This is a genomic window from Phyllobacterium chamaecytisi (genome assembly GCF_020164455.1).
Classification (GTDB): domain Bacteria; phylum Pseudomonadota; class Alphaproteobacteria; order Rhizobiales; family Rhizobiaceae; genus Phyllobacterium; species Phyllobacterium chamaecytisi.
Map to the genome: position 1 here is coordinate 70,272 of NZ_JAIQWW010000020.1, position 15,839 is coordinate 86,110.

The following is a 15,839-nucleotide window of genomic DNA, read 5'->3' on the forward strand; positions in this document are numbered from 1 at the left end:
GACTATCTGCAGCGCCGGTACAAGCCATACGGTTCATGCAGAGGACAGAGAAATGGGAGATTTTTCTTGAAAAAAGTTCAATCAAACGTCAGCGATGCGCTGGACGGCGTGCTGTTCGACGGCATGACCATCATGGCCGGCGGGTTCGGCCTGTGCGGCATACCCGAGGCACTGATCTACGCGATCCGCGATTCCGGCGTCAAGGATTTGACCGTCATCTCCAACAATGCCGGCGTCGATGGCATCGGGCTTGGCGTGCTGCTCGAGACCAAGCAGATCCGCAAGATGATCTCGTCCTATGTCGGCGAGAACAAACTGTTTGCCCAGCAATATCTGTCGGGCGAACTCGAACTGGAATTCAATCCGCAAGGAACGCTCGCCGAACGCATTCGCGCCGGGGGAGCGGGTATTCCGGCCTTCTTCACCAAGACCGGCGTCGGCACCATCATTGCCGAAGGCAAGGACGTGCGCGAATTCGACGGTGAATCCTACGTGATGGAGCGCGGTCTGTTTGCTGACCTTTCCATCGTCCACGCCTATAAGGGCGACACGGAAGGCAACCTTGTCTACCGCAAGACGGCGCGGAATTTCAATCCGATCATGGCGACCGCATCGAGGTTCACCGTGGCCGAAGTCGAGCATCTGGTCGACGCGGGCAAGATCGATGGCGACCAGGTGCATACGCCCGGTATTTTCGTCAAGCGGATCGTGCATGTGCCCAACCCCGTCAAACATATCGAACAACGGACGACCCGTCCGCGCCTTGTCGCTAAAAGTGAGGTGAACTGAGATGGCCTGGACACGCGATCAGATGGCCGAACGGGCCGCACAGGAACTCGAAGACGGATTTTACGTCAATCTCGGCATCGGCATACCGACGCTGGTTGCCAACTATATCCCGACGGGAATGAGCGTGCAGCTGCAGAGCGAGAACGGCATGCTCGGCATGGGCCCTTTCCCCTATGAGGGCGAGGAAGACGCCGATTTGATCAATGCCGGCAAGCAGACCATCACCCAGCTGCCGACGACCAGCTATTTCAACGGTGCAGACAGTTTCGGCATGATCCGCGGCGGGCACATCGATCTTTCAATTCTCGGCGCAATGCAGGTCGCGCGCAATGGCGATCTCGCAAACTGGATGGTCCCGGGCAAGATGGTGAAGGGAATGGGCGGCGCGATGGATCTTGTCGCCGGCGTCAAGAAGGTCGTCGTCGTCATGGAACACGAGGCCAAGGGCGAAGCAAAGCTCCTGGAGCAGTGCACCTTGCCGCTGACCGGGCAGCGCGTCACCGATCTGGTGATCACCGACCTCGGCGTTTTCACCGTGGAGCGACGCGGCGAGCCCAAGATGACACTCGTCGAGATTGCGCCCGGCGTAACAGTCGAGGAAATCAAGGCGAAAACCCAGGCGGTGTTCGACGTCGCGGTTTGATTGACGAATTCAGAGCTGGCGGACATAATATCCGCCAGCGTCTACCTCGTCTTCTTGACCACGCAAACTGGGCCCTCGCCCGGATAGCGGGGATCATGATCGACACACGTAGCGTCATAGCGGAAGCTGCCATAATAGACGCGGGCGCAGCCGGAGAGTACGGGAGCGAATGTTACAAGCAGCAGAAACAGGGCTGTGGAATATTTTCGATAAAGAGGGTTCATTTTTCCTCGCGTCGCTCCTATATATAGCCAGTTACGAGTGACACAGTAGCGTAACAATCCACTGATATTCTTCAGTAATTGGTCGAGTTTACGGTCGGCATCTTTGACATCTTACGGAAATCTGGTGCCACAATAAGGCAGGCTCCTGCTCCGTTTCCTGATCACGTTTTATGTGAAGTGACATAAAGGGGTTGATCCGCGACGATGGACGTATAAGTTCTGCCTTCCGATTTGTTAACTAAACCTTTCACGTTAGGAGCAAAGCGATGAACAAACCCGCCGGCGACTATTCATTGCCAGAAACGATTTCCACGGCGCTTGCCAATGGTACAAATATTGTCAGAGCATTTCGCGAACAATTCGGGTATTCCATCGAGGATTTGGCCGTTGCGTGCGGTCTGACGTCCCTCGAAATCGAAACGATCGAAAGCGGCCAGAATACGGATCCGCACAAACTGGAACGCATTGCGCATGCGCTTGGTCTCCCGAGCAACGCAATGATTCTTGAAGATTCCAAGCGCCTCAGCGCCTGAAACTCTACCACCACTAATAAATCGGCACCCAAAAAGCTGTCAGAGTGATATCCCAACTCTGACAGCTTTTTGATTCTTGGCACTTATAATTGAGGTCTGTTACAGACCCAGTAATGTGCGTGTTAGCGGGTGATCCGGCTCGGTCAATCCTTCGATGACATTGGCGTGGTGCTTGCCAGGTTCTTCGACAGCATCCACCTGGCAGTCAAACCCCGACCAGACATTGGCAAGCAAAGCATTCTGCCGCAGAAATTCGGGCCGCTCCGCTGCGCCAACCCATGCGGTTACGTCGATGCCTTCCTGCGGCTCGAGCAGGGCAGGGCTCTCCAGTCGTGCTTCCACTGCATCGAGATGCAGCGTACTGTTCATCTCGGTCTTCATCAGCGGACGCATATCGGCTATCGCCGAAATGGGCACCGTCTTGCGGATGCGATGCCGGACCGCCTGGTTCAGCGGTGACGTCACCGTCACCATGCGGGCAACGAGGTGTCCGCCTGCGGAATGTCCTGTCAGGTGGATCGGGCCCGAAACCTCATTGGCCGCGCGGGTGATAGCGCGCCCGACCTGTACGGTGATATCGCTGACACGAACCTCCGGACACAGAGCGTAGGACGGCACGGCGACGGCGAAACCGTGGGTGAGAGCACCTTTTGCCAGATGCGACCACGCGGACTTGTCGAAATCTTCCATCCAGTACCCGCCGTGCACGAAGACGGCGAGGCCCTTCAGGTCGCCCCAGGGCACGAACAGATCGAGCCGGTTACGCGAATGCGGGCCGTAGCCGAGGTCGGCTTTGAACAGGCCTTTTTCCTGCATTTCCTCGCGAAAGTGTGCAGCCTCCGCCAGCCATCTGGCCGGATATTCGAAGCCGTCGGGAATATACGCGAAGTTCGAATAGGCGTCGTCCCAGTCGGTAGCTGCAGTCGTACCCATGTCTTCCTATTCCCTGATCTTTTCCCTTATCTGAACGCCACCGCCGGACCTGCGCAGGTTCGGCAGAGCCAACATCAAGAGCACGAACGCGCCGGTGGCAAATTTCAGATCCGCAGGCGCAAGACCAAGCGTCAGACAGAACGAGATCAGCTGGTAGTACACCAGCGAGCCGACAACCGGGGCCAGAACCTGCCGAAGGATCGTCTGGCGGCCTGTAATGGCCTCGCCGATGATCAGCGCGGCAAGACCGTTGATAAGTATGCCGAAGCCCATGTTGACGTCGGCGAAACCTTGCGTCTGCACCATGATACTGCCACCCGTCGCGGAAAGTGCACTCGCAACACCGACGCCGATAATTGTTGCCGTGCCGACGTCGATGCCCTGTGCCTCGGCCATATCGGGGCTGGCCCCGACTGCACGCATCGCCGTACCCTTTTCGGACATGAAGAAATACAGCATGGCGCCGAGAACCAGCGCAACCAGCAAACCGACAATCAGGATCTTGGTCCACGGGAAATTGGCGGAAGGGCCGGCAAGGATGGTGAAGACGGTATCATAGGTGAAGAGCGGAATATTGGTGCGGCCCATGATGCGCAAATTGATGCTGTAGAGCATCGTCATGACCAGGATACCGGCGAGCAGCGTGTTGATCCTGAAACGCAGGTGGATGAACGCGGTGGTGCAGCCGGCGGCAAAACCGCAAAGCAGCGCAACGAAGCAGGCGAGAAATGGATTGGCGCCGGCGGTGATCAGCGTGCCGCAGACACACCCGCCAAGTGGAAAGGCGCCTTCCGAGGTCAGATCGGGAAAGTTCAGGATGCGGAAAGGCAGCATGACGCCCAGCACCACGAAGGAGACGATCAGGCTTTGGGCGATGGTGACAGGGATCAGGCCATAGAAACTGTTGAATACGTCCACGGCCTCAACCTCCCTGCAACGCGATAGCGTCGGATTTGGTGTGGAACCGCTCGACAAGATCCGCAACGGTAATACCGTTTTTCTCTTCCTGACCGATTTCCACGAGAACCTTGCCCGCGTCCATCATGATGATCCTGTTACCGTATTTGATTGCATGCTCCATGTTGTGCGTGACCATCAGTGTCGTCAGTTGCAACGCTTCCACAGCCCGCACAGTCGTATCCATCACCAGCTTTGCCGTGCGCGGATCGAGCGCGGCCGTGTGCTCGTCCAGAAGCAGGAGTTTCGGCCGCGTCGACACCGCCATGACCAGAGACAGCGATTGGCGCTGGCCACCGGAGAGGAGGCCGACCTGCATGTCGAGACGCTTTTCCAGCCCGAGATTGAGTTCCGCCAGTTGCTCGCTGTATTTGGCCCGGCGGGCGGCAGTGAGCCCATAGGAAAAGCTGCGAGGCTTGCCGCGCAATTCGGCCAGCAGCATGTTTTCGCCGATGGTCATGGTCGGGGCGGTGCCGATCATCGGATCCTGGAACACGCGGGCAATGAACTGGGCACGGCGGTGGGCGTTCAGCCGGGTGACGTCCCGCCCGTCAATCGTGATCTGGCCGGAATCCAGCGGCAGCTTGCCGGAGACAGCATTGAGAAAACTCGACTTGCCGGCGCCATTGCTGCCAATGACGATGCAAAAATCTCCGGGCTTCAGCGCGACATCAAGGCCATCGAGCGCCCGGCGCTCGTCGAGGGTGCCGCGATAGAAAATCTTGGTGCCGCCCTTCACGGACAGCATGTCGGTTGTCATGTGTAAGCCCTCAAACCAATGCACAACCTGCGTTTAATAGTTCCCGCGCTGGCTGCGCAGGACCTATATGTTTGCAGGCGAAAGGAGAAGGCTTATTTCACGAAGCATTCACAATCTTTGAGGCTATCGGGTACCTTTTGGCCTGTTTTTGCCAGAACAGCCTCGTTGATCAGCGCCGTGTGGTCCTCATAGGTCGGTTTGATCGGTGCAAGGCTTGCCGGTGACTTGCCAGCGATAATCTCCGATGCGAGCTTGGCCGCATTCTGGCCGACCTTGGTGTAGGAGACTTCGAAAGCCGCAGCAACGAGACCATCGCGTACCGCCTGCGCCGAGGCATTGACGATAGGGATATTGATGTTGAGCGCCGCAGCAGCCACAGCCGGAACCGCAGGCTGGACCAGATTGGAGCCCGGAACATAGATCACATCGGTCTTGCCGGCGAGCGAGCTGACCCGGATCGGAATGTCATTGGTGTTGTCGAGACCGACCTCCACAAGTTCCAGGCCTTCGGCTTTGGCGGCTTCCGTGATCAGCTTCAGCACCGCAACGTCATTGTCTTCGCCGGGATTGTAGAGATAAGCGAGACGCTTGGCGTCCGGCAGCAGCTTCTTGATGAACTTGACCACCGAGCTGACGTCCTGCAGGTCGGAAGCGCCGGTCATGCCGGTATCGCCTGCATCCCACGAGGGTGTGAGCTTGGCCGCAACCGGATCGGTGACGGCGGCGAAGACCACCGGCGTGCCGGAATTACCGACGATCTGCCGTGCGCCCTGGGCAACCGGCGTCGTGATGGCGAGGATAAGCTTCGGATTGCTGGAAACGAGTTTGGTGACCATTTGCGGGATCAGCGTCGCATCGAAATTCACCTGCAATTCGTCATAGACGGCATCTGTGACACCAAGCTTGGTCAGTTCTGCCTTGAATGCGGTGACCGTTTCATCGAGCTGCGGGTGCTTGCCGAATTGTGCGATGCCGATTTTGGTTTCGGCCGAGGCGGCTCCAAGCCCAAGCCCAAGACCAAGTGCTGCAGCCAGCGCTGTTCGCACTGCATATTTTGCGCCGATCATTTTGTTATTCTCCCTTTTATACCCCACTATCGAGCAGGGTCTGGTTATATTGACAAGTTCATACCAAAGTAAATTGTAGCCGTTAAGCGACTTGTGCAAAGCCGTGAACTGACGCCACCACATTCATTATCAAGAAAGAAGAAATGGACAGCACCACCATCAAGATCGATGCCACACAAGCTGACCTGGCCGATCCGCTGCGCGCCTACCGCGACAGATTCGAACTGCCGGAGGGCGTGATCTATCTCGATGGCAATTCGCTTGGCGCCTTGCCGAAGTCCGTCAGGCAGCGGGTGGCGAAGACAATCGCCGAGGAATGGGGTGAGCAGCTGATCCGCAGCTGGAATACTGCTGACTGGGTGCACCTGCCGCAGCGCGTCGGCGAGAAAATCGCACGGCTGATCGGCGCCGACGCGCGAACGGTCGTCGCGGCCGACAGCACCTCGATCAACCTGTTCAAGGTATTGTCGGCGGCCCTCGAGCTCAATCAGGAACGCCGCAAGATCGTTTCGGAGCGCGATAACTTTCCGACTGATCTTTATATCGCAGAAGGTGTGGCCAAGCAGATTGGCAAGGGTCACCGGCTGGTTCTTGCCGATACCCCCAAAGATATGCCGGACTTGCTGGATGAAGATGTGGCTGTGCTGATGCTGACCCATGTCAATTACCGCAACGGCTATCGTCACGACATGGCGGCGCTGACCAAAGCGGCGCATGACAAGGGTATCCTCGTCATCTGGGATCTCGCGCATACGGCTGGCGCAATGCCGGTTGACCTGACTGGCGCGCAGGCCGATTTCGCCATCGGTTGCGGCTACAAATATCTCAATGGCGGGCCCGGCGCTCCGGCATTTCTTTATGTCAATCCACGCCATCACGGCGGGTTCCGCCAGCCGCTTTCCGGCTGGTTCGGACATCGCGCACCGTTCGATTTCGATTCCGTCTATGCGCCGTCTAGCAGCATCGAACAATATCTGTGCGGGACACCGCCAGTGCTGGCGATGGTCGCCATGGACGAGGCCATGTCGCTGTGGGACGATGTCGACATGGAGGCCGTGCGCGCGAAATCCATCGGGCTCTGCGATTTCTTCATTCAGGAAGTAGGCGAATTTGCCGAGGAACTTGGGCTGACACTGGTAACGCCGCAAGACTCTGACCAGCGCGGTAGCCAGGTGTCCTACGCCTGCGGCAATGGCTATGCCATCATGCAGGCGTTGATTGCGCGTGGCGTGATCGGCGATTTCCGTGCGCCGGATATCATCCGCTTCGGCATGACGCCGCTCTACCTGAGCTTCACGGAAGTGGCGCAAGCCGCAGCCATTCTCAAGGACATCCTCGCGACGCGCGCCTGGGACCAACCCGAATATCAGGTGAGGGGAGCGGTCACGTGATACGCACACCCTACGATCCGGAAACTGAAGGCGCGCAGATGCGCTTCGAAGGACGTATGTCCTATGGCGATTATCTGCGGCTCGACAGGATACTGACGGCGCAGACGCCGCTTTCCGCTGCCCATGACGAGATGTTGTTCATCGTACAGCATCAGGCGTCCGAAATCTGGATGCGGCTTGTTATCCACGAACTGACTTCGGTTTGCGAGCACATCGCAAGGGATGATCTCGCGCCCTCCTTCAAGATGCTGGCGCGGGTCTCGCGCATTCTCGACCAGTTGAACTCGGCATGGGACGTCTTGAGGACGATGACGCCCAGCGAATATACGACCTTTCGCGAAGCGCTCGGCATGTCATCCGGGTTCCAGTCATTCCAGTACCGGGCGATCGAGTTCCTCGCCGGCAACAAAAATGCGGCGATGATGCGCCCCCACGAGCACAAGCCGGATATTCATGCCTGGCTCGAGCAATTCCTGCATGCGCCGAGCATCTACGACCAGTCTATCCGGCTTTTGGCGCGCAAGGGCTTCGTCATCGACCAGCCGGTGCTGGAGCGCGACTGTTCACTGCCCTACCAGCCGAACAACAGCGTGCGCGACGCGTGGCTGGTGATCTACCGCGACCCGGAAGGCCACTGGCCGCTCTATGAACTGGCGGAAAAGCTGGTGGACTTCGAAGATTATTTCCGCCGCTGGCGCTTCAACCACGTGACGACCGTCGAGCGTATCATCGGCTTCAAGACCGGCACCGGCGGAACATCCGGCGTCAACTACTTGCGCAAGATGCTGGAAGTGGTGCTGTTCCCGGAATTGTGGAGCGTGAGAACGAACCTTTAGGCCGCCCGTTTGTCGATAGCCACGCAATCCACCGCAGATTTGGCGTGGATATGGTTGCTGTGGGCAAAACCATGCCTGGCGATTGCGGCAAGATCATCATCGGGCTTGATGGGACGAGACCACCAATTGTCGTTGAGCGTCCAACCTTGCGCAGTGGCGCTTTCCACCTCGGAACTGTCCGGACGCAGCACGCATGATTCGTGCACGATACGCGCATTGGGAGAGCGCTTGTTCATCATCTGGCGGCCGCGTGCCAGTGCACTTGCCTCGTCATCGGCGATGACAAGCTGGTGAAACAGATGACGTGTCTGTTTATACTTTGTCAGATAAGCGAATTTGACCTGATATGCTGGCACTACATGCTCCTAGCAAAGACTCAAGCGTTAACCATTTATTAATATTGTTGGCGAACCGGTCTTTTTCAAGGAGCGGGAAGTTTTGCACAGATAAATTTGCGGTTTAACAAAAAAGTGAGATTCGGATAAAGGCTTGTTTTTACAACAGAATAGACAACTCGTTACGAAGGCGAAATAAAAGCCGTCCGAGATTAGATCCGAGTGGCTGAGTAACTCATAGATTCTGATTCTCACCCGTAAACCAGTTTGTCCTGGCGGGCGCGGAGTTCAACGATCTTGGAGCCTGGCGCGGGGGCGGCGTTGGCGCTGGTGATGAGTTCGCCCTTCCTGATGGCTTTCGTGACGCTGCCGCCCTGCAACAGGCCGCAGGGGATGGCACCGGCGACGCGCGCTTCGCCCGCCGCCATGATCCACGCGCGGTAGCAATATTCGCCAATCGCATCGAGCCTGTCGCCGGGTTTCAAATCCTTCTTGGCCACGGCGCAGACCTCGGCAACCGGTTTGGCCAGCGGCACCATGTCGGCCTTGCCGTAGAGGACGACGCGGGCGCAAGTCAGCGGCACCTCCAGCGAAGTCAGGTGATAGGGCCGGTGGAAGGTGAAATACGGACCCTTGCCCATCTTCAGGTCTTCCATGCGCTCCGATATGCGCGGATGCGACATGTCGGCAACGACGAACACGCCCGGGGCCACACCCTTGCCGATCGAATAGTCGACGACACCAACCCTTGAGAGCACGCCGCCGTCCTTTTCCGGCACGAGCACCTTCGACAGCTGGTCGAGCGTTGCCGCCGGGCCATGCATGCCCGGCTTGTCGGGCACGAGCCCGGTGGCATTGGCGATCGCCGCCATCTCCACCATGGTCTTCGAGCCATCGACGAATTCGACCAGCATGCGCACATTCATGTGGCGGCGCCTGGCCTCTTCCTCGTAATCGTCGGGTATCGCATCGATGTTGAGCGGGTTGTTCTTGCCCTTGCCCGCGGCAACGATCGGATGGCCCATGGCCGAGACGAACTCGATCAGCTCCATGCACGAGGAAGGCTCATCGCCGGCGCCGAGCGAATAGGTGACGCCGAGCCGGTCGGCCTCGCTCTTGAGGTACGCGCCGATGGTCACGTCCGCCTCGACATTCATCATGACGAGATGCTTGCCGTGTTCCATTGCTTTCAAGCCGATCTCGGCCCCGACCGCCGGCACCCCGGTCGCATCGATGACCACATCGATCAGGTCATTCTCAAGGATCAGATCGGCATCATTGGTGACGGCGATCTTGCCGGCTTCCATCGCTTCCGTGAGCGCCGCAGCATTCGAGACTTCGCGCGAATGGCCCTGTTCCTGGTAGGCGATGTCGACGGCCTTGACCGCGTTGGGCAAATTGAGTTCGGAAATCGCCCCGATCTCGATGCCGGGCATATGCGCAACCCGCGTGACGATATCGGTGCCCATCTCGCCCGAACCGATCAGGCCGATGCGGATCGGACGGCCCGTATCCGCCCGCGCCTGCATATCCCGCGCCAATCCCGTCAATGCAACATTCGTAGCCATCAATGCCTCCACTTTCTGCTGACCGGCATAGGACGGGAATTTGCGATTGGCAAGTTAGACGTTATGGAAGCGGAATTCGGTGCGCTGGCGATAGATCTCGCCCGGGCGAAGGATCGTACCCGGAAACTGCGGCTGGTTCGGACTGTCGGGAAAATGCTGCGCTTCCAGGCAGAGGCCGGCATGTGAACCATAATGCATGCCCCCGATCCCGGTAACGGCAGGTATTTTTGCTCCGTCATAGAATTGCAGGCCGGGCTCGCTCGTGTGCACCTGCATGGCAAGGCCATTACCCGCCACGAGCGAGGCTGCAAAACGCATACCATCGCTCATTGGCTCGCTCAGGACGAAGTTATGATCGTAGAGGGTTGAGCCACTCGTGCCGATCCGGCGCGGCAGGCGAAAATCATAGGCCGTCTCATCAATTCCGGTGATTTCGCCAGTGGGAATCAGGCTCCCGTCAACGGGCGTGTAGGCATCGGCAAGTATCCGCAAGCGATGATCGCGAATATCGCTGGACCCATCGAGATTGAAATAGGAATGCTGGGCAAAATTGGCGACGGTTGGCGCGTCAGTGACCGCCTCGACTTCAACGCAAAGCGTGAGGTCATCGAGGCTGTAGGTGCAGTGCACATCCATGTTGCCGGGGAAGCCCTGATCGCCATCGGGCAGATTGATTGAAAGGGTGACGGAAGACTGGCTCCAGCCGGCAATGGTCCACAGGCGTTGCGAAACCCCGCCGCTGCCTCCATGCAGGGTCTGGATACCATGTTCATTAAGGTCGAGCTGAACAGTCTTTTCATCGAGCGGGAAACGCCCGTGGGCTATACGGTTGGCGTAGCGGCCGACAAGTGCGCCGAAATAGGGTGAAAGGGCCGGGTAGTCGTCAAAACCATCGAAACCCAGAACGACGCGCTGGAGGATCCCATCGCCCAAGGGAATTTGCAAATCCCTGATGACGGCGCCCCAGTTCAAAATTCTGGCGACGGCCCCGGCAGGCGAGCGAAGCGTTACCTGGAATACAGGTTCACCTTGAAACGTGCCGAATAGCTCTGGTTGCGCATTGTCACGCATCAATAATCCCTGACAGCGACGCTGCCGCGCGAGGAAAGTTTCGCCTGCAAGATCACGACGACCAGCAGGAACAGGCCGCGTATGACCGATTGCCAGTAGGCGGAGAGCGAGATCCAGCCCTTGCCGTTTTCGAAGTTCAGTACATTGAAGAGGATGCCAAGCAGCAGCACGCCCGCAAGCGTGGCCCCGACAGAACCGACACCGCCGGTCAAAAGGGTTCCGCCGACGACCACCGCGGCGATCGCAAAGAGTTCCCAGCCGACACCCTCGATCGGCTGCCCCGCGCCGAACTGCGACGCGAGGATGACGCCTGCGAGCCCGGCAAGGCCGCCACTCGCTAGATAGACCAGAAACTTGATGCGGTCAGCGGGGAGGCCCATCAGCCGCGTGGCATCTTCGTTGCCACCGACGGCAAGCACACCACGGCCGGTGCTGGTGAAATTCAGAACAACCCAGCCGACCACATAGGCCATGATCGCAATCCAGGCGGGAATTGGAAAGCCGATGAAATTGTCCTGGCCGATCGACGTGAACCCGCTTTCATAGGATACCGACACGGACTGGTTATCGGCGAGGAGAAGCGCGGTACCGCTTGCCGCCAGCATCATTGCAAGGGTCGCAACGAACGGCATGATCTTCAACCGCGTGACGAGAATTGCATTGATCAGGCCGACGCAAAGCCCGGCGCCGACCCCGGCTCCAAGGCCGATCCAGGCGCCTTGCGGACTGGCAAGTGCCGCGACGACGCTGCCAAGCGCAGCGGTCGAACCGACAGACAGATCAATACCGCCGGTCATGATGACGAAGCACATGCCGAGAGCCACAAGCGCGAACATCGAATTGTAACGCAGGACGCTGGTGATGTTGAAGAGGCCAAGGAAATAGTCGTAGCGCGCCCATCCGAAGAGGATGAGCAGAAGCAGTGCCAGAACGACACCGTAGCTGCCAAGCAAAGAGATCAAACGAGGTCTGGTCATGCGCGCCTGCCCTGTTGCTGTATCCAGACGGCGAGCACGATGATGCCCGCCTTGACCACAAGGGCGGCAGCATCAGGCACGCCATTGGCAAGGAGCGTGTAGCGCACGAGCTGGATCGTCATGGCACCGAGCAGCGTGCCGATTATGGTCGCCTTACCGCCGCTCAATAGCGTGCCGCCAACAGCAACCGCCGCGATGGCATCGAGCTCCATGCCCATACCGACCAGATTGGCGTCGCTGGAGGAATTGATGGCGATCACCACGAGACCGGCTATCCCGGCACAAAGGCCGCTGATCGCATAAACGACGAGCTTCACCCGGGAGACCGCGATACCGGAAAGCTCGGCCGCGCGTTCGTTGCCACCAACGGCGATGATCTGACGGCCGAAAACCGTACGCTTCAGCATCCATGCGGCAGCGATCACCAGGAGCACCATAAGCACAACCTGCACGGGAATGCCGAAGAGGCGGCCGAGACCGATCCACTGGAATTGCGGAACGCGGAATGTCTGGAGATTGCCGTTGGTCAGTACCTGGGCAATGCCGCGCCCGGCAATGAACAAAACCAGCGTCGCCACGATCGGCTGGATGCGAAACCTGGCGATGAGCCAGCCATTGAACAGGCCAAACAAACCCGCAACACCAACCGCGATGATCATGGCCGCCGCCACGGCAAGAGCAACATTGTCGATGGGAACAATCTTGCCGAGGAAGATCATCGGCGCAAGCGCGCCGGAAATCGCCATGAGCGATCCGACGGAAAGATCGATGCCGCCGGTCGCGATGACCAGCGTCATGCCGACGGCAACGATGACAATCGTGCAAACCTGCGTGAGATTGACGTTAAGCGTCTGCATCGTGGCGAAGTTGCGGGTAAAAGCAAAATTGAACAGGATGAGCAGAGCCAGCGCAATCAAGGTGCCGTAGCGCGCCATGAAATCAAATGGGTCGAACGGCCGCGATATAAGTTGTTGCCGCGCCGTGTCTGTCATGGCGCGGCCTCCGCGACAGTCGGCGCGCTGCCGTGAGCCATCGCCGACATGACGGCGTCTTCGGTTGCCTCATCGCGATCGAATTCAGCAACGCTGATGCCTTCGCGCAGGACGAACACACGATCGGCGCCCTCAATCACCTCTTCGAGTTCCGAGGAGATCATCAGAACCGCAAGCCCTTGGTCGGCCAGCGTCTTGATGAGGGCCTGGATCTCGGCCTTGGCTCCGACATCGATGCCGCGCGTCGGCTCGTCGAGAATGAGCAGACGCGGGTTCATGGCCAGCCAGCGGCCGAGAAGGACCTTCTGCTGATTGCCACCGGAAAGTTCGCGCACCTTCTGGTCGGAACCGGAGCATTTGATACCGAGTTGCCTGATGAAACGCTCGACGATGTCACGCTGCGCCTTCTCATCGATGACACCGGATTTGCTGAGCTTCGGCATCAGTGCCAGCATCATGTTTTCTGCAACACTCATGTCGGGGACGATGCCCTCGCTCTTGCGGTCTTCGGTACAGAAGCCCATGCCAGCAGCAATGGCATCGGAAGGCTTATGCGGATCGAACGTCTGCCCGTTGAATATCATGCTGCCGGCGTGCGGACGATCAATGCCGAAGACCAGCCGGGCCGTTTCCGTCCGCCCTGCGCCGAGAAGTCCGGCAAACCCGGCGATCTCTCCGCTGCGCACGTTAAACGAGACGTCCTGCACGATCTGGTTGATGGCAAGGTTCTCGGCTGACAAAAGCACCTTGCCGATTTTCTTTTCGTCGCGATCGCTGAACGCCGTGGCGTGGCCCTCGGCGCGTTCGATGGCACGCCCGAGCATTGCGGAAACAAGGCCGATCTTGTCGATCTCGTTCATGGCCGCAGTCTTTACGGTCCGGCCATCACGCATGATGGTGACGCGGTCGCAAACCTCATAGAGCTCATCCAGCTTGTGGCTGACGAAAACAACTGAAACGCCCTCCTGCTTCAACTGCCGGATAACATTGAACAGCACAGCGACTTCACGCTCGTCGAGCGAGGAGGTCGGCTCATCCATGATAACGAGCTTTGCCGAAAAACCGATGGCACGCGCAATCGCAACCATCTGCTGCGTGGCGGTGTTGAATTCCATTAATGGGCGGCGCACATCGGCGCGCACATTGAATCGCTGCAGCAGCGCTTCAGCCTCCTGGTGCATGCGCTTCCAATCAAGCAGGCCGCAGCGGCGAGCCTCGCGGCCAAGGCATATATTCTCGGTGATGGAGCGATAGGGGACGAGGTTGATTTCCTGGTAGATGGTGCTGATGCCGCTTGCCTGCGCCTGTTGCGGCGAGGAGACCTCGAATGGCTTGCCATCGAACACGACTTCACCAGCGTCGCGCTTATAATAGCCGGTCAGCACCTTGATCAGCGTCGATTTGCCGGCACCGTTCTGGCCGATCAGCGCATGAACTTCGCCGCGTCCAACAGCAAAAGAGGCGCCGGACAGGGCAGGGATCCCGGCAAAGCGCTTGTCGATTGCCGTCATCGATAAAAGGTTATCGGTGTTCATTGCAAAGCCAATTCTGAACGCATCGGAAGGCTCCGGCATAGCAATAGAAATGCCGAAAAAAAGCCAGCGCCCTATAAGAGCGCTGGCAAGCCGCAAAATCAATAGGCGGTGCTCAGCAGGTCCTTGGCATTGCTGGCATCGTAGAACTGATCGGGGTTGATGAGTTTGGCTGGAATTTTGTCGCCGTTGGCGTAGGCAACGGCCGTGTCGAACGCCTTCGGTCCAAAGCGCGGATTGCATTCGACGACCGCTGCGATCTTGCCATCGACAACCGCCTGAACGGCTTCCTTGCCACCGTCGATCGACAGGACGAGAATATCCTTGCCCGGCACCTTTCCGGCTGCCTCGATCGCGGAGATAGCACCAATGGCCATCTCGTCATTATGGGCATAGACAACGTTGGCGTCCGGATGCGCCTGCAGCAGCGTTTCGGCAACCTGGCGTCCCTTGTCGCGGGCGAAATCGCCGGTCTGCGAGGCGACAATCTTGAAGTCCGAGTTCTTGGCGATCACGTCGTCGAAGCCCTTCTTGCGATCATTGGCCGGAGAAGAACCGGTCGTTCCTTCAAGCTCGATGATCGTGGTCTTGCCATTGGCGTTCTTGACGAGCCAATCGGCTACACGCTGGCCTTCCTCGATGAAATTGGAACCAATGAACGTTACATAATCCTCGCCGGGCTTGGCCAGCGAGGCGTCGACGTTGCGATCAAGCAGGATAACCGGAATGCCGGCATTCTTGGCGGCCTTGATTGCAGGAATCAGCGGCTTTTCCTCTCGTGGTGCGAGGAAAATCAGGTCAACGCCCTGGGCGATCATCGAGTTGACGTCGGCGACCTGCTTGGCGGCGGAGCTGGCGGCATCCGTATAAACCAGTTGCCATCCGCGTTTCTTGGCTTCTTCCTGCATGCTGGCAGTCTGGGCCAGGCGCCACGGATTGTTGCTTTCGGTCTGGGCAAAGCCGACCTTGTAGGTGTCTTTCTTCTTGAGCGGCGGCGCATCAGCCAATGCGCTGCCAGCCACCATGGAGGCAGCCAGTCCAATGGCTGAAGTAAACAGCAGAGTGCGACGGGTGATATTCATTGAAAATTTCCTCCCAGAAATTAGTTCGTGGCGATCCCACTACGGCGATCATCGCCACTTATAAAAATTAGTCAATAATTATTTATGTTGATTAGTGAGGCAAACTGTTCGTAATATTCCCCATAACTTCATCGATTCCGGCCAGTCTT

General features: G+C 58.2%; 17 protein-coding genes. 5 read left to right on the plus strand and 12 right to left on the minus strand.

Features of this window, described 5'->3' with window-relative positions; translation table 11 throughout:
- Positions 1–66 precede the first annotated feature (66 nt).
- Together LB462_RS24890 and LB462_RS24895 are read left to right on the plus strand one after the other, a co-directional pair.
- Positions 67–789 carry a CoA transferase subunit A gene (locus LB462_RS24890; RefSeq protein ID WP_224513573.1) on the plus strand — a complete coding sequence of 241 codons (723 nt, stop codon included), beginning with the start codon at positions 67–69 and terminating at the stop codon, positions 787–789.
- Between the two features lies 1 nt (position 790).
- On the plus strand, positions 791–1,432 hold the full coding sequence (locus LB462_RS24895) for a 3-oxoacid CoA-transferase subunit B (RefSeq protein ID WP_224513583.1): 642 nt from the start codon (positions 791–793) through the stop codon (positions 1,430–1,432).
- A 41-nt stretch (positions 1,433–1,473) separates the two neighbouring features.
- Here the strand turns inward: LB462_RS24895 and LB462_RS24900 are convergent, their stop codons facing one another.
- A complete protein-coding gene (locus LB462_RS24900) occupies positions 1,474–1,656 on the minus strand; it encodes a hypothetical protein (RefSeq protein WP_224513585.1) in 183 nt (60 codons plus the stop codon).
- Between the two features lie 266 nt (positions 1,657–1,922).
- Here LB462_RS24900 and LB462_RS24905 point away from each other — a divergent pair, with 266 nt between their 5' ends.
- Complete coding sequence (locus LB462_RS24905; RefSeq protein ID WP_224513587.1) at positions 1,923–2,189, plus strand: helix-turn-helix domain-containing protein; 267 nt, start codon at positions 1,923–1,925, stop codon at positions 2,187–2,189.
- A 99-nt stretch (positions 2,190–2,288) separates the two neighbouring features.
- Here the strand turns inward: LB462_RS24905 and LB462_RS24910 are convergent, their stop codons facing one another.
- The 4 genes from LB462_RS24910 to LB462_RS24925 all read right to left on the minus strand — a co-directional run bounded on the left by LB462_RS24910 (position 2,289) and on the right by LB462_RS24925 (position 5,906).
- Positions 2,289–3,122, minus strand: a complete 834-nt coding sequence (locus tag LB462_RS24910; RefSeq protein ID WP_224513589.1) for a hormone-sensitive lipase — start codon at positions 3,120–3,122, stop codon at positions 2,289–2,291.
- 6 nt (positions 3,123–3,128) lie between these two features.
- The gene (locus LB462_RS24915; RefSeq protein WP_224513590.1) at positions 3,129–4,040 is read right to left on the minus strand and encodes an ABC transporter permease; all 912 of its coding nucleotides are present in this window, start codon (positions 4,038–4,040) and stop codon (positions 3,129–3,131) included.
- Positions 4,041–4,044: 4 nt separating this feature from the next.
- Entirely contained in the window at positions 4,045–4,827 is a 783-nt protein-coding gene (locus LB462_RS24920; RefSeq protein WP_224513679.1) for an ABC transporter ATP-binding protein, read from the minus strand.
- Between the two features lie 104 nt (positions 4,828–4,931).
- Positions 4,932–5,906, minus strand: coding sequence for an ABC transporter substrate-binding protein (locus LB462_RS24925; RefSeq protein WP_224513592.1), 975 nt, complete (start codon positions 5,904–5,906; stop codon positions 4,932–4,934).
- Between the two features lie 143 nt (positions 5,907–6,049).
- Between LB462_RS24925 and kynU the strand changes: the two genes are divergently transcribed.
- Both kynU and kynA read left to right on the plus strand, forming a co-directional pair.
- Positions 6,050–7,297, plus strand: coding sequence for a kynureninase (kynU, locus tag LB462_RS24930; protein ID WP_224513595.1), 1,248 nt, complete (start codon positions 6,050–6,052; stop codon positions 7,295–7,297).
- Positions 7,294–8,133, plus strand: a complete 840-nt coding sequence (kynA, locus tag LB462_RS24935) for a tryptophan 2,3-dioxygenase (RefSeq protein ID WP_224513596.1) — start codon at positions 7,294–7,296, stop codon at positions 8,131–8,133. Before kynU ends, kynA begins: the two co-directional genes overlap by 4 nt.
- Here kynA and LB462_RS24940 read toward each other — a convergent pair.
- The 7 genes from LB462_RS24940 to LB462_RS24970 all read right to left on the minus strand — a co-directional run bounded on the left by LB462_RS24940 (position 8,130) and on the right by LB462_RS24970 (position 15,690).
- Complete coding sequence (locus LB462_RS24940; protein ID WP_224513599.1) at positions 8,130–8,489, minus strand: hypothetical protein; 360 nt, start codon at positions 8,487–8,489, stop codon at positions 8,130–8,132. The two genes, kynA and LB462_RS24940, sit on opposite strands and share 4 nt — an antisense overlap.
- A gap of 230 nt (positions 8,490–8,719) precedes the next feature.
- Positions 8,720–10,036: an NAD(P)H-dependent oxidoreductase gene (locus LB462_RS24945; protein ID WP_224513600.1), complete on the minus strand. Its 1,317-nt coding sequence runs from the start codon at positions 10,034–10,036 to the stop codon at positions 8,720–8,722.
- A gap of 54 nt (positions 10,037–10,090) precedes the next feature.
- Positions 10,091–11,107, minus strand: a complete 1,017-nt coding sequence (locus LB462_RS24950; protein ID WP_224513603.1) for an aldose epimerase family protein — start codon at positions 11,105–11,107, stop codon at positions 10,091–10,093.
- Positions 11,107–12,084: an ABC transporter permease gene (locus tag LB462_RS24955; RefSeq protein WP_224513605.1), complete on the minus strand. Its 978-nt coding sequence runs from the start codon at positions 12,082–12,084 to the stop codon at positions 11,107–11,109. Before LB462_RS24955 ends, LB462_RS24950 begins: the two co-directional genes overlap by 1 nt.
- Positions 12,081–13,076 carry an ABC transporter permease gene (locus LB462_RS24960; RefSeq protein ID WP_370637288.1) on the minus strand — a complete coding sequence of 332 codons (996 nt, stop codon included), beginning with the start codon at positions 13,074–13,076 and terminating at the stop codon, positions 12,081–12,083. The genes LB462_RS24955 and LB462_RS24960 overlap by 4 nt, the downstream gene beginning before the upstream one ends.
- On the minus strand, positions 13,073–14,611 hold the full coding sequence (locus tag LB462_RS24965) for a sugar ABC transporter ATP-binding protein (protein ID WP_224513606.1): 1,539 nt from the start codon (positions 14,609–14,611) through the stop codon (positions 13,073–13,075). The genes LB462_RS24960 and LB462_RS24965 overlap by 4 nt, the downstream gene beginning before the upstream one ends.
- Positions 14,612–14,709: 98 nt before the next feature.
- The gene (locus LB462_RS24970) at positions 14,710–15,690 is read right to left on the minus strand and encodes an ABC transporter substrate-binding protein (protein WP_224513608.1); all 981 of its coding nucleotides are present in this window, start codon (positions 15,688–15,690) and stop codon (positions 14,710–14,712) included.
- Positions 15,691–15,839 lie beyond the last annotated feature (149 nt).

Excerpts from the sequence above, each read along its gene's own strand:
- LB462_RS24895 (WP_224513583.1), top strand. The coding sequence starts at position 791 with ATGGCCTGGACACGCGATCAGATGGCCGAACGGGCCGCACAGGAACTC.
- LB462_RS24900 (WP_224513585.1), bottom strand. The coding sequence starts at position 1,656 with ATGAACCCTCTTTATCGAAAATATTCCACAGCCCTGTTTCTGCTGCTT.
- LB462_RS24905 (WP_224513587.1), top strand. The coding sequence starts at position 1,923 with ATGAACAAACCCGCCGGCGACTATTCATTGCCAGAAACGATTTCCACG.
- LB462_RS24910 (WP_224513589.1), bottom strand. The coding sequence starts at position 3,122 with ATGGGTACGACTGCAGCTACCGACTGGGACGACGCCTATTCGAACTTC.
- LB462_RS24920 (WP_224513679.1), bottom strand. The coding sequence starts at position 4,827 with ATGCTGTCCGTGAAGGGCGGCACCAAGATTTTCTATCGCGGCACCCTC.
- LB462_RS24925 (WP_224513592.1), bottom strand. The coding sequence starts at position 5,906 with ATGATCGGCGCAAAATATGCAGTGCGAACAGCGCTGGCTGCAGCACTT.
- kynU (WP_224513595.1), top strand. The coding sequence starts at position 6,050 with ATGGACAGCACCACCATCAAGATCGATGCCACACAAGCTGACCTGGCC.
- LB462_RS24945 (WP_224513600.1), bottom strand. The coding sequence starts at position 10,036 with ATGGCTACGAATGTTGCATTGACGGGATTGGCGCGGGATATGCAGGCG.
- LB462_RS24950 (WP_224513603.1), bottom strand. The coding sequence starts at position 11,107 with ATGCGTGACAATGCGCAACCAGAGCTATTCGGCACGTTTCAAGGTGAA.
- LB462_RS24955 (WP_224513605.1), bottom strand. The coding sequence starts at position 12,084 with ATGACCAGACCTCGTTTGATCTCTTTGCTTGGCAGCTACGGTGTCGTT.
- LB462_RS24960 (WP_370637288.1), bottom strand. The coding sequence starts at position 13,076 with ATGACAGACACGGCGCGGCAACAACTTATATCGCGGCCGTTCGACCCA.
- LB462_RS24965 (WP_224513606.1), bottom strand. The coding sequence starts at position 14,611 with ATGAACACCGATAACCTTTTATCGATGACGGCAATCGACAAGCGCTTT.
- LB462_RS24970 (WP_224513608.1), bottom strand. The coding sequence starts at position 15,690 with ATGAATATCACCCGTCGCACTCTGCTGTTTACTTCAGCCATTGGACTG.